Below are 15,037 nucleotides of genomic sequence, written 5' to 3' on the forward strand. Positions count from 1 at the left end.
ACTCCGGCTTGGGATCGGGGAGTCAACGTGGGGTGTAGAAGCTGGCGCGGCTCTGGCTGCCGCCGCGCGGCGGCTCGTTTCGGGGAGCCGGCTTCGTGGTCGCCCGCTCGGGCGCGGCGGCCTTGGGCGAGGGACGCTGCGCGATCTGGGACGGCTTGGCCGACGAGGGCCTTGCCGCCGCGATGCTGGCCGGATCCTCCAGCGCGATGATCTGCTCCCCATTGCCGTGACGCAGAAGCAGCCGGTCGACCTCGATCGATGCGACAGTCCAACCGTTGATGTCCTGGCCTTCCGACAGCACCAGCGCGGAGGTCTCGGCGGGCGACCGCACGATGGCCCGGCGACCGGAATGGGTGATGATGGTGCCGACCAGCGCCACGTCCGGCGCCTCGGCCGGCGGCTCGGGTGCGGCGGCGACCGGCTCCGGCTCGGCCGGCCGGCGCGACGGGAAGAACAGCGGCCGCTCGATGATGACGGCCGACGCCTCGGTGGGCGCCACTCGGAACACCGGCAGCGGAACCGGCGCGGCTTGCGTCACCGTGGGCGCCTGGACCGGCCTAGTCTCCTCGGGCGCAAAGCCGAGCGCTTGGCTTAAATCGCCCGGGTCCACGATGCGAAGCTCGACCGCCAGCAGACCGGCGAGGCCCGCGCACAGGGCGGCGAGTGCGGAAGCGATGGAATGCTTCATGTTGCGGGCCTCGCAAGACCGTAGACGTCCATACGCACCTCCAGCGTCCGATCTTCCGCAATTCTGGCACCGCTGGACCGCTGGGCCTGACGGGCTCGCACCTCGATCCCATCGACGAACAGGAAGGGCTCGTGCCCCTCGATGGCATGCAGGGCTTGGCGCAAGGCCTCGACGGTGGTGGTCAGTTGCAGCCGCACACCGATCCTCCGGAACCCGTCCTCGGATCGGACCGGCTGCAGTTGCGTGCTCTGCACGGTGCCCCCGGCGCGCTCGACGGCACTCTTCACCAGTTTCTGAAGCGCCGCGCCCGCCGCACCGTCGCTGACCGCGGTCAGGTAGGACGAGCGGCCCCGAGCCGCAGCGTCCAGTTCCTGCCGCCGGCGTTCCAGCACCGGACGCTCGGCGGCGACAGCCCGGTATTGCGCGCCAAGGGCACGCGCCGCTTCCAGCCGCTCCGCCTGATCGGCGATGGCGTCCAGGATCGGCGCCACCAGGGCCAGCCACACCACCCCGACCGCGACGACCAGAAAACCGACCGCGAGCAACCGCTGCCGCGGCACGCCCCCGGCCCTTGCACCGTCCGTGGTTTCGATTGTCATGTTCCACCCTGCGCACGAAGCTCCACGCCCAGGTGGAACTGCTCGACGCCATGCACCGGGTCCTGCGTCAGCGGTGAGCGGAACATGGCGCGCTCGAACAGCGGCGACTGCTCCAGCGCGGCGATCAAGGCGTTGGCCGACCCGGAGAAGCCCATGACGTGCACGGTGCCGCCGTCGATCTGCAGGCGCGCAACCCAGGTGTCGTTCGGCAGCAGGCGCGTGAGTTCGGCCAGCACCGTCTCCATGGCCGGGACGGCGCGCTTGCGCGCGATGGCGAACATCGCCTGCCGCTGCTGCTGCTCGGTGGCGCGGCGCAGCTCCGCCGTGGCGTTCGCCTCGGCGCGCAGTTCGGTCGCGTCGGCTTCCGCCGCTTGCACCGCCAGCGCGCCCCGCACCAGGGGGACGACGACCGTCGCCATGCCCAGCACCAGCGCCAACACCGTCAGCAGAGGCGTGGCGCGGCGGCCGGTGCCTAGGCGCGGCACGGACGCATCCTCGCGGATCAGGACCAGATCACCATGCCCGTCGGCGGCGCAGACCAGGGTGGGCGAAACCCCCAGCGCCCCCAGGCGCGCGGCAAACCCATCGACCAGCGCGCGGGGAGCGACCGCGAGTTCCACCTCGATGCTCTGGCCGTCGGTGTCGCGTCGCAGAACCCGCACGCCGAAGCAGGCGTCATCAACGACGAACGGGGTGTGCCGGTCCAGTTGGAAGGCGATGGCCTCGTGCAGGTTCTCCTCCGTCGCAAGCGGCAGCGTAAGCGTCCGGCACAGTGCTTGGTCCCGGCCGAGGCGCAGCGCGACTGGCAGGCGCTCGGCGCCCATCTCCCGCAGCAGAGTCCGCAGCCGCTCCACGTCCGTCACCGCCAGATCGACACGCGCCAGTTGGTGCTGGCCGTCGTGTCCGGTCTGCCCGATCACCAGCCAGTCCGTCTCATCGAAGGACACGATGAGCCGGCTGTCCGCCTCCGGGCGGAGCCGTTCCGGCAGCAAGGCGGCAAGCTCGCCGCCCCACCAGGACAGGAATGCTCCCACGTGTTTGCCGACCGTTGTGATCGCCATGTCGCCATTCCCTCTGTGCGTTCGCCCGAGCCACTACCGCTGCACCGGTCGCGGCATGGCCACGACATCCATCATCGGGCGCGCCACGAACCGCGGCCAGGCGCGGGGGTCGCCCGGTGGGAACCGCACCTCGATACCAACGAGTGCCGGCAGCGTCGGGCGGGCCATCCAATCCTCCCGCCAAGCCGGCGGCGTATCCGGCTGCTCACTGCCGAAGTAGGCGACGCGGAACTCCGCGATGCCCTTCAGCACGACCACCCGACGGGCGGACGGGCCGAGCGCCCAGCCGGTGTCCGCCGGCCCGAAGCGATCCCAGATCGCCATCAGGTCGCGCCGCCCGTGATCCTCCGCCGTCTCGAAGCGCAGGCTGTCGAATGCCCCGAACCCGACCTGCCCGGGCATCGGCGCGACCAGGGCCAGCGCGTCCCGGTTCCCGCCGAACGCGACGGCCGAACCGTTGTCGGGTTGAGGCAGGAGGACGGGTTGCGCCTGCTCGACCACCCGGCGCAGGAGTTGCTGCGCGGCCCGCACCTCCTCCGATGCCGTCACCGCGGCCTCGACCGCATCCCATGCCCGCCCGCCCAGGCGCAGGCTGCCAGCCAACGCCAGCGATATCAGCCCGAGCAGTGTCGTCGCCACCAGCGCTTCGACCAGCGTGAAGCCGGCGCTCCCCTGCCCGGCGTTCATGCTGCCCGCCCCCCGGCGAGGGCCGGAATCAGCCGCAGGGTGGTCACGGAATGGCCGGCATCCCGCCCTTCGCGCCACACCGTCAGCGCGACCTCCAGCAGCACGAGCCCCGGCATTTCCGCCAACGGGCGGACGATCCGCCGCCAGCGGTAGCCGCCGGCCAGCTCGCCCGCCTGTTCGCCCGGTTCAATGGGCTGTTCGACAGCGAACCGGGCCAACTCAGAGCGGGCCAGCAGCGTCTCGATGCTCAGCCGGTTGGCGGCCTGCGTGGCATCCAGCCCGGTGGAGACAAGCCGCATCACCGCCGTCAGGCCGAGCGCCAGGATGAGCAGCGCGACCACGGCCTCGATCAGCGTGAAACCGCGCTCCCGCTGGCGCCGGTCGGGCCGGTCACGGCGCATGGCGCACCTCCACCCGGCCGCTCAGCCAGTCGATCAGGATTGTGTAGGCGTCCCCGGCGCTCTCCAGGCGAACACCACCGCCGGTCGCCCCGCCGTCGGGAAAGAAACGGATGTTGCCCACGGTCTCCCCCAGCCGCTCGGAGGTCGCCGTGAGCAGCGACACCGCAATCCCCTCCGGCAGCCGTGTGGTCTTGGGGTCGTCCGCAACACGGTAGATCCGTTGCGCGACGTCCAACGACCACGTCGACTCGACGTTCCGTGTCACGGCCGCATCGCGCGCCCGTCGGAGGTCGCCGGCAACGACACGCACCGCGGCCTTGAGGTCCAGCGCCTCGTTGCGGCCGATCCGCCCGGGCAGCGCCACCGCGGCGGCGAGCCCGAGGATCGCCAGCGCGACGATGACCTCGATCAGCGTGAAGCCGGCCGCCGCGGGTCGCGTCACCAGTTGGCGATGGTCCGCCCGCCCTCCGTCCGGCTCTCGCCCAGAGAGTAGAGGTCGAACTCCGCGTGCTGGCCCGGATAGCGATACAGGAAGGGAGAGCCCCAGGGGTCGATCAGGCTCTCCTTCCGCTTCACGTAGGGGCCGTTCCAGTTGGCCGCCGACGGCGGCTTCTCCACCAGCACCGCAAGCCCCTCGGCCGTGGTGGGATAGCTGCCGGTCTGCAACCGGTACATATCCAAGATGGTCGAGAGGTTCTGGATCTGCAGCCGGGCCGTGTCGACCTTGGCGCCGCCCAGGTACTTCATCACCTGCGGCGTGGCGATGGCCGCCAGCATGCCGAGGATGACGATCACCACCATCAGCTCGAGAAGAGTGAAACCCGCTTGTCGCGACGATGGGCGCGCGGGCCGGGTAGCGTGCGGACGGCCGATATTCAGACAGGGGGCCGGCAGGCTGCTCATGCGGTTTGCTCCATTCCTGAGGTTCGCGCGCAGTGAGATTCATTGGCCGCTCCTACACCGGAAGGCTGTAGACGCTGAGGATGGCCGACAGGATCGCGCCGACGATGGTTGCGACAATGAGGCCGAGCCCGATGGTCAGCGCCGGCGTCAGCAGATCGACCATGCGGCCGACCGCCACCTGGACCTCGCGGTCGAAGACGTCGGCGACCTTGGCCAGCATGGGCACGAGTTGCCCCGTCTCCTCGCCGACCGCGACCAGTTGCACCGCAAGCGGGGGGAGCGAGCCGATGCGCTCCAGCGGCTCGGCGAGGCCCTGCCCCTTGCGCACGCTTGCCGTCACCTCGTCGAGCGCGCGGCGGAGCACCGCGTTGGCCACCGTGTCGCGCACGATCGACAGGGCTTGCAGCATGGGGACGCCATTCCCCGTCAAGGTCGCCAGCGCGCGGGTGAACCGTGCGGTTTCGGCCTTGGTGACGATGTCGCCGACGATGGGCAGCCGCAGGACCCGCGCGTGCAGCCGCAGGCGTTGCGCCGGCTGGGAAAGGGCGGCGCGCAGCCAGACAATGGCTGCGACGCAGGCGAGCGGCAGGGTCCACCACCACGCGCGGAACAGCTCCCCCACGCGGATCACCGCCACGGCCGCGGCCGGCAGTCTGGCCCCGGCCTCCTCGAACATGCCCTGGAACTGCGGCAGCACGACGGTCAGCATCACCACGATGGTGGTGCACACCATGACCAGCAGGACGATGGGATAGATCAGCGCCGACCGCAGGGTCTCGCGCATCGCCGCGGCCCGCTCCATGTGGTCGGCCATGCGCGCCAGCACGGCTTCGAGCGCACCGCCGGCCTCGCCCGCCCGGACCATGTTCACGTAGAAGCTCGGGAAAGCGCCGGGATGGCTCGCCAACGCGTCGGTCAGCGTGGCACCGCCGCGCAGCCGGTCGAGGACATCGGAAAGGACCGTCCGCATGGCGCGCGACGCGGTGCGCGACGCCATCATCTCCAGCGCCCGGTCTAGCGGAACCCGCGCATCGACCAGGGTGGCGAGCTGGCGCGTCGTCGCGACCAGCTCGGAGCGCGACACGCCGCGGCGGAACGCTGTCAGGTCGATGTCGAAGCGCAGCCCACCCTTCGCCGGATCCGCCCGGATCGGCAGATAGCCCATTTCGCTGAGGCGGCGGAACGCGGTGGCCTTGTCGCCGGCCTCCAGCGTGCCCTCCACCGTCTGGCCCGACGCGCTCACCGCCTTGTACCGGAAGGTCGCCATGGCTCAGCCCTCACGCGTTGCACGCAACACTTCGTCCGGCGTCGTCAGGCCAGCCAGGGCCTTGCGCATGCCATCCTCGTACATCGCGCGCATGCCCTCGGCCATGGCGACCCGGGCGATCTCCGCCACGTCGGCGCGCGTCAGGACAAGGCGGCGGATGGGCTCGCTGACCAGGAGCGCCTCGGCAATGGTCGTGCGGCCATGGAAGCCGACGCCGTGGCACGCGGCGCAGCCCACCGGCCGGTGCAGCAGCATGGGCCCGCCATCGGCGAAACGGTCCAGACCCATGCGCTCCACCAGTTCGGGCAGCGGCTCGTACGGCTCCCGGCAGTGCGGGCAGAGCGTGCGGACGAGGCGCTGCGCGCACACGCCGTTGAGCGTGGCCGTCAGCAGATAGTCTTCCACCCCCATGTCGAGCATTCGGGTGATGGATCCCGCCGCGCTGTTGGTGTGCAGCGTGGACAGCACGAGATGGCCGGTGAGCGACGCCTGCATGGCGATCTGCGCGGTTTCCAGATCGCGGATCTCGCCGATCAGGATGATGTTCGGGTTCTGCCGCAGGATCGAGCGGAGCACCTCGGCGAAGGACAGCCCGATCTGCGGCTTCACCTGGATCTGCACGATGCCGTCGAGCTGGTACTCCACCGGATCCTCGACCGTGTGGATCTTGGTGTCCGGCGTGTTGAGCCGCTTGAGCGAGGCGTAGAGCGTCGTCGTTTTGCCGTGACCGGTCGGTCCGGTGACGAGCACGATGCCGTTCGGCCGGTCCAGCATGCCGAGGTAGCGGTTGAGCAGTTCGCCCCCGAAACCCAACGTCGGCAGGTCCAGCGCGACGACTCCGCGGTCGAGGATACGCAGCACCACGCTTTCCCCGTGCAGGCTCGGCAGGGTGGAGACGCGCAGATCGATCTCCTTGCCGCGCACGGCGATGCGGATGCGCCCGTCCTGCGGCAGGCGGCGCTCGGCGATGTCCAGGCGGGCAAGGATTTTGATGCGCGAGATGACCGCCGCCCGCAGGCGCGCCGGTGGCCCTTCCACCTCATGCATGATGCCGTCGATGCGGTAGCGGACCCGCAGGCGGCCGTCCAGCGGCTCGACGTGGATGTCGGAGGCGCGCGCCTCGACCGCCCGTGCGATCAGCGCGTTGACGAGCCGGATGACCGGAGCCTCAGCCGCAAGGTCCTTGAGCCGCTCGACATCGTCGCCGGCCTCGTCGCCGTCGGCGATCTCCTCGATGATCTGGCCGATGGCGCTGCGCCCGGCGCCGTACAAGCGGTCGATGGCCGCCTCGATGTCGGCGGGAATGCCGATATGGGGGCATACCCGTCGGCCGGTGGCGAGTTGCACCGCGCGCCGCACGTAGTCGTCCAGCGGGTCGGACATGGCGACCAGCAAGCCGGCGTCGCTCTCCGCGATGGGCACCACGCGCGCCTCCTTCAGGAAACGCGCGCTGATGGTCTCCACCACCGGCGCGTCCGGATAATCGGAGGCACCCAGCAGCGGCAGCCCGAGCTGGCGCGCGAGCGCCGTCGCCATGTCCCGTTCCGTGACCAGGGCCAGACGGATCAGCACCGCATGCAGGCGCTGCCCGCTGGTCTCGCATACCCGCCGCGCCCGCTCGATGCCGCCCATGTCGACCAGCCCGTCGGCCAGCAGCGCCTCGCCGAGATCGCGGTCGAACGCGGCTTGGTCGGTATCCTCACGCACCATGGAGCGTCCCCACCGTCCAGACGCTCCAGATCCCCAGGCACAGGAACGGACCGAACGGCAGCGGGCGGTCAGCCGCTGCGAGGTCACCGTTCCGCGCGGCCAGCACCCACAGGAGCCCGAGCGCGGAGGCGATCAGGACGACGCTTCCCAACCCCTCCCACCCGACCCAGGCGCCGGCGGCGGCCAGCAGCTTGGCGTCCCCTTGCCCCAGCCCCTCCCGGCCGCGCAGGCGGCGGTAACCCTCGCCCAGGAGACGGAGAGCGGCGTATCCGGCCGCCGCCCCCGCGGCGCCGGCGGACAGCCGGTCAGGCTCGGCCACGGCCGTGATGAGCAGGCCGGCGCCGAGCAGCGGCAAGGTCAGCGCATCCGGCAGGATGAAGCGGCACCCGTCCACCATGGCCAGCACCACAAGCGTCCAGCCAAGCAGGCAGCCCGCCGCCGCCCGCTCCTCCGGCAGGGCGCAGACCGACCAAACGGCGACCCCGACGGCAAGCGGCAGGGCGAGGGTGAGCGAGGGCGCCTGCGGGACGTCGCCGTCAACGCCATCGATTCCGCACGGCAGGATCGCGGCCAGCCGACCGGCCCCCCATCGCGAGAGCACACCGATCAGCGGAGCCAGCCCCAGCAGGGCAAGGTCCTGAAGGGTCATGGCGGGCATCATGGTTCAGACGCCATAGGCTGACGTCGAAACCGTGACCGTCCCCTCCGGCCCCGTCACGGTGATCGAGACCGGTTTGGCCGAGGCACGGACGCTGAGCGTCCACAGCGACTTGCGCGCGTTCCAGGTCATCTTCCCGAAGCCAACGAGCTGGAGGTTGCCCGCCTTGCCGAACGCGCTGCTTGCCTCGACCGTCAGCACCTTGGTGCGGGCGTTCCACAGCACGGTGACGACCTTGATCGAGGATTCCGGCCCGGCCCCGTTCGCCTTAAGGTTGTAGGCGGCCATGACGTCGAGCTTGCCCGCCCCGGCGACCGGGTCGGTCCCCGTCACCCCCAGGTCGAGCGCCGACCGGGTCAGAAGCCCTTCCAGCTCGGCGACCTTGAGGTCGGGAAAGGCGGAGAGCAGCAGCGCCATGGCCCCTGCCACATGGGGTGCCGAGGCGGACGCCCCGGAGATGTAGGAGTAGGAGGAGGGAACCGTTCCGTCGTAGGTCAGGTCGGCGGCCCGCACATCCACACCCGGCGCCACGAGGGAGGGGTACGGCGTGGCGGCCGTGCAGGCTGTCGGGCCGCGGCTGCTGAAATCGGGGACCGCGTTGTTCGCGTCGATGGCACCGACCGCGAGCGTGCCGGCGTTGTTCGCCGGGCTGACGCTGGTGCCGGCGTAGGGGCCCTCGTTGCCGGCGGAGAAGACCACCGCGATCTCCGCGGCCCGCAGCGCCTGGATGTCGGTCGCGAACTCCTGGTCGCACAGCCCCGTGGTGCCCAGCAGATTCCAGGAGGCGTTCACCACCTGCGGCGCATCCGCCGTGGCCGCGTCGCCGTCCGGGCTCAGCATCCACTGGAAGGCTTGGTGGACTTGGCTCAACTGCGCCTCACCGGCGTCGTTGAAGATCTTCGCGGCGATCCATTTGGCGCCGGGCGCCACGCCGACCGCCGTGCCGCTGGCGCTTCCGCCAACCGCCAGGGAGGCGACGTTCGTGCCGTGGCCGCTCGCGTCGTAGGGCGTGGCGTGCTCGCCGTGCGGATCGAACCAGCTGTTCGTCCCGCCCCGCCAGCGGTCCTTCAGATCGGGGTGCGCCGCATCGACCCCGGTCTCCATGAGGCCGACGACCGTGCCCTGCCCGGTGAAGCCGAGGCTCCAGAGATTCGGGGCGTTGACCCCCGCGATGTTCCACGACGGCACCGCCGTGGAACTCAGGCTGTAGGTGGGCGGCACCGCGCGCAGCGTCTCGTCGAGACGCACCGACCCGACACCCGGCTGGCGCGCCAGCGCGGCGACGAGGCGGGCCGGTACGCGAGCCACGATGCTGTTGGAGATCCAGAGCTGCTTGATGTCGCTCGCCCCCTGGCGCGCCAGCGCATCCGCCAGCGGCGGAAGATCGACGGCAGCCTTGGAGCGCAGAGCGTCGATAACCTGACGGTGGGCCTTCTCCTTCGTGGCGCTCCCGTCAACAGCGGCGTGTGGATCGGGACGCTCGACGTGGTCAATGATGACCGGGACGAGGTCGTTGGGGGACGCGTGCCGCAACCAAGCCTCCAGCCGCGCGTCGAGCGGCGCTCCGCCCTGCGTGGCGCCCGATGCGTTGGCGGCCCATGCCTTGGCGGTACCGAGCGGCGGCACCGCGCCGAGGATCAGGGCGACGGCCGTGGCCGCCGCCAGAGGGCGTTGAAAACGTCGCATGGCTTACCCCTCCACTCTGAGACCGTCGAGCCGCAGCCCGCCGAGCGTGAACGAGACCGAGCCGCCCGCCTTGACCATCCGGCCGGGATTGGCGAACAGGTCGGACAGCACCTGCCCGTTGCGGAGGTGCCGGCCCGTCTGGCGCAGCGATCCGACCTTTCCCGCAGAGGGCACGGTCAGCACCCTGTTGCTGGCGGCGTCGATCAGACGGGGCTGCAGCGCACGGTCGAGGTACCGGGTGGCCCGCTCCGCGTCGGTCACCCGCACGCGCAGGTCGATCATGGTGCCGGCGGCGGAGAGCCGGACGGAGATCAGTTCGACGCCCCAGTCGGCCTCCATCTGGGCCGGCTGCAGGGCCACCGCGTGGCCGGCGTGATCGCCCGCCTCCCCGGCCGAGGCCGGGAGCGAGGGCACGGCCGCCGACAGGCTGGCAAGGATGCCGAGCCCGAGCGTGGCGGCGCGCAAGCGACGCCCGCTCATTGCAGCGCCGTCCTGGCCGAAACGGTCACACTGACCGTGGCCTCGTTGGAGAGCGAGCCGGCGTTGTCGCGCACCGTGTAGGTGAAGGTGGCCGTGCCGACGAAGGCCGAGGCGGCCTGGAACGTGATCCGCCCGTCGGTACCGACGGCGGCCGTGCCCGCGGAACTGGCCGGGGACCGGACGATGGTCACCGAGTTCGGGTCGAGCGTCCCCGACGGCAGGGTCACAACATCGTTGGCGAGCACACTGATCGTCGTGGGGCTTCCGGCGATGACCGACGCCGTGTCGTTCGTCGCGACCGGGAACGTCCCGACATTCACCGAGACCTGCGCAAGGTTGGTGGCCGCGCCATTGGTGTCGTAGGCGCGGTAGGTGAACGTGTCGGTGCCCTGGAACTGCGCGGGCGGCGTGTAGGTCACCAGCCCCGTCGCCGCGTTCACGGTGGCGGTGCCGCCGCGGGTCGGTCGGTTGGCGAGCACCACCGGGTTGGTCGTCCGCACACCGTTCGGCAGCACGTCGTTCGCCAGCACGTCCACGGTGGTGGCGCGGTTGATCGAGGCGCGGCCATAGTCGGCGTTGGCGACCGGAGTGGTGCTGGCCAGCGCGGACACGGTCACCTTGACGGTCGCCGGGGTGCTGGAGACTGTCCCCGTGGCCGTCGCCACATCGACGGCGTAGCGGAAGCTGTCCGTCCCGCTGAAGCCGGAGGCCGGCGTGTAGGTGAAGGACCCGTCGGTGTTGAGTGTCACGGCACCGTTCGCCGGCGGCTGCTGCAATTGGGCGGTCGGCGCCGCGCCGCCGACGTCGTTGCCCAGCACGCCCGGTGCAGGCACGGTCAGCGTTTGCCCGGACATCGTGCTGTAGCTGTCGTCCTTGGCCGAGGGGCTGACCGTGATGGTCACCGTGGTCGGATCGCTCCGCAGAAGGGTGGCGCCGCTGCCCTGGCGTGCTTCGTAGGTGAAGGTGTCGATGCCCACGAAGCCGGTCGTCGGCCTGTAGGTGAAGGCGCCGTTGGAGCTGAGCGTCACACGCGGGTTCAGCGGCGCCAGCGCCGCCGCCGCCAGGGTCGTGGCCGGCGGCACCGGCTTGTCGTTGGCGAGCACGCCCGGCCGCGCCACCGTCAACGCGGTGTTCATGACGGCCAGGTAGCTGTCGGCGATCGCCTGCGGCCCGCCCTGCGTGACGTCGAGGTAGGCCAGCATTCCCTGCGTGGAGCCGGGCACCGTCCCTCCCGCGATCGAGTTGATCGTGCGGTCGAACAGCGCGATGCGCTCGCCGCTGAGCGGACGGAGCAGCGCATCGCGGGTCTTGCCCGCGTCGAGCTGCACCGAATACTGGTCGCGCGGGTATGGATAGGGATTGCCGTCCTCGGCGATGAGCTTGACGCGGTTGTTCTGGACCAGCGGCACATGCGTGCGCAGGCCCGCGTTGAAGAAGCGCAGCAGGGTCGTCTTGCCGACCTCGATGCGCGGGGGCGACCCGGCGGTCGCCGGGATGGGTTGCCCGGCGGCGTCGAACGCCTGCACCGACATCAGATGGTACTTCGGCGCGTAGCGCAGCGTGCTCGACGGCGGGGCGCCGGCCTCCACCTTGTCGTGGAAATCGGGATCGACCTCGTTCAGGAACGCCGTCACCTGCCGGTCGAAGGACACGCCGCTGTAGGCCATGCCGTCCGATTGGCTGCGCATCACCGCGCCGTACAGGCCCATCTGCACCTGCACCGCCGGGTGCGTGGCGCTCTGATACAGGAAGGAGCCGGGCTTCAGATTGTCCCACGTGTAGTCGTGCCGCCCGCCCGGTGGCGTCTCGGCGGCCATGGAGCGGACCCGCGCGCGCGCCGATGGGCGGGCGCCGGTCTGGCCCGGCCCATTGGGATCGCCGATGTCGATCCAGGTCGGCTCGAAGGGGGCGAGCTGACCGGGAATGCTCAGGGACACCGGCTCCGGCAGTTCATTGCGCAGATGGACGAGCAGCTTGGTCTTGCCGGTCGGCAGGACGATGGCCGGGCCGGGCGCGCTGGCCGGCAGCGCGCCGACGTCCGCGGCGCTGAACTGCAGCTCGGTCGCCTCAGCGAAGGCCCACATCGGCACGTTGCGGCCGTCGGGCATGGTCGCCACGGTCTTCTTGGCGACCAGCCACACCTCGTGGGTGACGGCGTCGGCCGCCATGGCCGGGGCGGACACCGAGGCGAGCAGCAGCGCTGCAAGCCCCAGAGCCGGGTGGCGGACGGATAGGCGGTTTGCACTGTTCATGGCCGGCCCTCGCTCACGGGATTTCCACGCCGGCCGGCTCGACGATCATCATCGTCATCATGCCGCCAGGGAAGATGTTGTAGTTGGTCATCTCCTTCTCGTTGTGGCTGTGCCACATGAAGAAGAGGCCGCCGTTCAGGTTCATGCCGCCCTCGCCCGGCGGCAGCGTGCCGAGGTTTCCGATGAAGGGACTGCCGCTGTAGTGCGGGCCGAAGGTCAGCTGCGCGTTGTCCGGCAGGACCACCGGCACGGGCTTGCCGCAGTCGGGGTCCGGAGAGCCCACGCACTCCTCTGGTTTGCGCCCGAAGACGTCCCAGCCCAGGCCCAGACCGGTCCACTCGAAGATGGCGTCGGCCGTTTGGCCGGGGACCGATTGGATGGTGAAGTTCGACTCCGACAGGTCCGGCCCGTGGCCGGCCGCGCTCTCCAGCAGGCCGCCGTCCCGCGCGATGACCCGCGCGTGGTTGCCGTGATGGTGGAATGGGTGAAGATCCAGCCCGGCGTTGACCATGCGCATCAACACCCGCTCCCCCGCATGCATGCGGGGCAGCGCGTTGTAGGGTTGCGTCGGCAGCCATGGCACGGCCGCCGGCTGCAAGGTGTCGGGCGCGTTGCGGCCGTTGATGAACCAGTAATTCGCAAAGCGCTTGGACATATCGACCGGGACGGGCGCGAGCGTCCCGCTCGGCCGCGCGGCGACGGCGTCCTGGACGGCGTTGTGGATCTCCGCGTCCACGTCGGTCAGCAGAAACAGCTGCTCGTGGTCATAGGCGGTGTCCGGGTGGCCGTAGGCGGTGCGGTTGGACGTGCTCCAGCCGCGCGGCCGGACGACCAGAGCGCCGACCAGCCCCATCTCCACCTGAAGGTCCTGGTGCGTTCCGCTGTGGTAGAGGTACGTCCCCGGCCGCCGTGCGACGAAGCTGTAGGTCACCCGCGTGCAGTTGCGGTTGTCCACCTCCAGTGTCAGGGCGCCGGCGCATTGGGTCGGATGCGCCCCGGTGCCTCTGGCGGTGACGCCCTCCAGGCCGGGAAAGACGATGGACACCGCCTCGGGGAAGCCGGTTTGCGCGTTGAGGTTGATGGTGACCGTGTCGCCCTCGTTCACGATCAGCGTCGGCCCCGGATACTGCATCCGGGCGCTTCCCAGCGAGTAGCCCCACATGGGGACGGTGGCGCCGTCGCCGGTGCTGATGACGTCGCGCTTGGCGACAAGGCTGAAGGTGGTGCCCGTGACACCGTCGATGCCGGCGTGGGCCGCCGGTGCGGTGGCGAGCGCGGCTGCGAACGCAAGGGGCAGCAACCCGGTTATGGCGTTGGCTTTCATGGTGGAGCCTCCCGTGCGCCGCTCAGACGGCGCCGGACGCCGGGGCGATGACGAATTCCGTCATCAGACCGCCGAAGTCCTGGTCGCCGTTGCTGAGGTAATTGAGGTTCGTCGTGTAGAGGAAGTACCGGCCCGGCGGGACGTCCTGAGTGTCGATGATCACGTCCACCGACTCGCCGCCGCCGACCGTGACCGAGTTGGTCAGGTGCGCCAGCTTCACCCCCTCCGCCTTGCCGCCGCCGCGGAAGATGCGGGCACCCTTGCCGACGATCTTCATCGGGATCTGGCTGCCCAACGTGTAGAAGCGCTGCACGTCGAGGCTGGAGATGCGCAGCAGCACCTTCTGCCCCTGGGTCGCCTGGACGAGCGCCGACATCGGCTGCGAGACGTGCTCCGCCCCATCCAGCGGCCCGGTGGTGGACAGGGGCGCCGGATTGGCCGTTTCCGGATAGCCCCGGCCGTTCAGCAGCGGGTAGGCGTCCTCCATGAACGCGAAGGGCGGCGGCTGAACGTCCACACTGGCCTTGTGGAAGCTCGGATCGAAGCCGGCGATCTGCAGCGGGACCTCGACGTCGTAAACGGTCTCGCCATCGCCGTCGTTGTAGACGTAGGTGTTGCCCGTCTTATGCTGGAAGCCGTTGGGGAAGCTCTGGTCCGCCAGCTTGTTCTGCTTCGGCCGGACGTAGGTGATGCCGAGCATGCCCATCTGCATGTGCTCGGCCGCCTCCTGGTGGCAGTGGTACATGTAGGTGCCGGGCTCCAGGAAACGGTAGAAGTAGGTGAGGCTCTGGGCGACGTTGATACCGAAGCTCGCCTCCGGCTCGCCGTCGAAGACGTTCGAGGCATTGGGGAAGCCGTGGTAGTGCACGGTGTGCGGATCGAACAGGTCCGGGCGCCCGGCGAAGCCGATGTTGCTGAGCGTCAGGTAGAGGTCGTCACCCTCGTCCACCACGATGGCCGGCGCCGGAAAGCTGGCGGCCAGGCGGCCCTTCGCCTGAACCGTCTGTGCCGAGTTCTCGAAGTCGGTGGGGTCGGTCGGCGTTACGTCGGAGAAGCCGAAGATGTAGGTCGGCTCCGCCGCCGGGTTGCTCCGGTCCTGATCAGCCATGGTGATGAAGCCGTCACCCGCCGTCAGATGCTTGCACACGACGTTGTGCCCATCGCTGATGTCGATGCCCTGCGCCTTCAGCGGTTCGCATTGCGCACGAAAGGCGGCGTGGGCCGGGCCGGTGAAGCCGGCGAGCCCGGCGAGCGCCGTAGCGGCCAGCAGCCCCAAGGTGAATGAGCGCGTCATGGTCTGTCTCCCCAATGCATGGAAGGG

The 15,037-nt window shown here is 70.2% G+C and carries 15 protein-coding genes; all 15 read right to left on the bottom strand.

Annotated elements, in window-relative coordinates; all coding sequences use genetic code 11:
* Positions 1-22 precede the first annotated feature (22 nt).
* From VED21_RS22940 to VED21_RS23010, 15 genes are read right to left on the bottom strand one after another with little or no spacing between them, the layout of a single operon-like run.
* Positions 23-688, bottom strand: a complete 666-nt coding sequence (locus tag VED21_RS22940; RefSeq protein WP_324886399.1) for a hypothetical protein — start codon at positions 686-688, stop codon at positions 23-25.
* Complete coding sequence (gspM, locus tag VED21_RS22945; protein WP_324886401.1) at positions 685-1,287, bottom strand: type II secretion system protein GspM; 603 nt, start codon at positions 1,285-1,287, stop codon at positions 685-687. The genes VED21_RS22940 and gspM overlap by 4 nt, the downstream gene beginning before the upstream one ends.
* Entirely contained in the window at positions 1,284-2,348 is a 1,065-nt protein-coding gene (locus tag VED21_RS22950; protein WP_324886403.1) for a PilN domain-containing protein, read from the bottom strand. Before VED21_RS22950 ends, gspM begins: the two co-directional genes overlap by 4 nt.
* A 33-nt stretch (positions 2,349-2,381) precedes the next feature.
* A complete protein-coding gene (locus VED21_RS22955; protein WP_324886406.1) occupies positions 2,382-3,035 on the bottom strand; it encodes a prepilin-type N-terminal cleavage/methylation domain-containing protein in 654 nt (217 codons plus the stop codon).
* The gene (locus VED21_RS22960; protein ID WP_324886408.1) at positions 3,032-3,436 is read right to left on the bottom strand and encodes a type IV pilus modification PilV family protein; all 405 of its coding nucleotides are present in this window, start codon (positions 3,434-3,436) and stop codon (positions 3,032-3,034) included. The genes VED21_RS22955 and VED21_RS22960 overlap by 4 nt, the downstream gene beginning before the upstream one ends.
* Complete coding sequence (locus VED21_RS22965; protein ID WP_324886410.1) at positions 3,426-3,878, bottom strand: GspH/FimT family pseudopilin; 453 nt, start codon at positions 3,876-3,878, stop codon at positions 3,426-3,428. Before VED21_RS22965 ends, VED21_RS22960 begins: the two co-directional genes overlap by 11 nt.
* A complete protein-coding gene (gspG, locus tag VED21_RS22970) occupies positions 3,875-4,339 on the bottom strand; it encodes a type II secretion system major pseudopilin GspG (protein WP_324886412.1) in 465 nt (154 codons plus the stop codon). The genes VED21_RS22965 and gspG overlap by 4 nt, the downstream gene beginning before the upstream one ends.
* Positions 4,340-4,391: 52 nt before the next feature.
* Positions 4,392-5,606, bottom strand: a complete 1,215-nt coding sequence (locus VED21_RS22975; RefSeq protein WP_324886414.1) for a type II secretion system F family protein — start codon at positions 5,604-5,606, stop codon at positions 4,392-4,394.
* A 3-nt stretch (positions 5,607-5,609) separates the two neighbouring features.
* Positions 5,610-7,316 (bottom strand): GspE/PulE family protein, encoded by a 1,707-nt coding sequence (locus VED21_RS22980; RefSeq protein ID WP_324886416.1) that lies wholly within the window; start codon positions 7,314-7,316, stop codon positions 5,610-5,612.
* Positions 7,306-7,965: an A24 family peptidase gene (locus tag VED21_RS22985; RefSeq protein ID WP_324886418.1), complete on the bottom strand. Its 660-nt coding sequence runs from the start codon at positions 7,963-7,965 to the stop codon at positions 7,306-7,308. The genes VED21_RS22980 and VED21_RS22985 overlap by 11 nt, the downstream gene beginning before the upstream one ends.
* Before the next feature lie 15 nt (positions 7,966-7,980).
* Positions 7,981-9,660 (bottom strand): S8 family serine peptidase, encoded by a 1,680-nt coding sequence (locus tag VED21_RS22990; protein WP_324886420.1) that lies wholly within the window; start codon positions 9,658-9,660, stop codon positions 7,981-7,983.
* Positions 9,661-9,663: 3 nt separating this feature from the next.
* Positions 9,664-10,140, bottom strand: coding sequence for a hypothetical protein (locus VED21_RS22995; protein WP_324886422.1), 477 nt, complete (start codon positions 10,138-10,140; stop codon positions 9,664-9,666).
* The gene (locus VED21_RS23000) at positions 10,137-12,392 is read right to left on the bottom strand and encodes an Ig-like domain-containing protein (protein WP_324886424.1); all 2,256 of its coding nucleotides are present in this window, start codon (positions 12,390-12,392) and stop codon (positions 10,137-10,139) included. Before VED21_RS23000 ends, VED21_RS22995 begins: the two co-directional genes overlap by 4 nt.
* Positions 12,393-12,405: 13 nt before the next feature.
* Positions 12,406-13,716 carry a multicopper oxidase domain-containing protein gene (locus VED21_RS23005; protein WP_324886426.1) on the bottom strand — a complete coding sequence of 437 codons (1,311 nt, stop codon included), beginning with the start codon at positions 13,714-13,716 and terminating at the stop codon, positions 12,406-12,408.
* Between the two features lie 22 nt (positions 13,717-13,738).
* A complete protein-coding gene (locus VED21_RS23010) occupies positions 13,739-15,010 on the bottom strand; it encodes a multicopper oxidase domain-containing protein (RefSeq protein WP_324886428.1) in 1,272 nt (423 codons plus the stop codon).
* Positions 15,011-15,037 lie beyond the last annotated feature (27 nt).

This window comes from Azospirillum sp. (assembly GCF_035627195.1).
GTDB lineage: Bacteria > Pseudomonadota > Alphaproteobacteria > Azospirillales > Azospirillaceae > Azospirillum.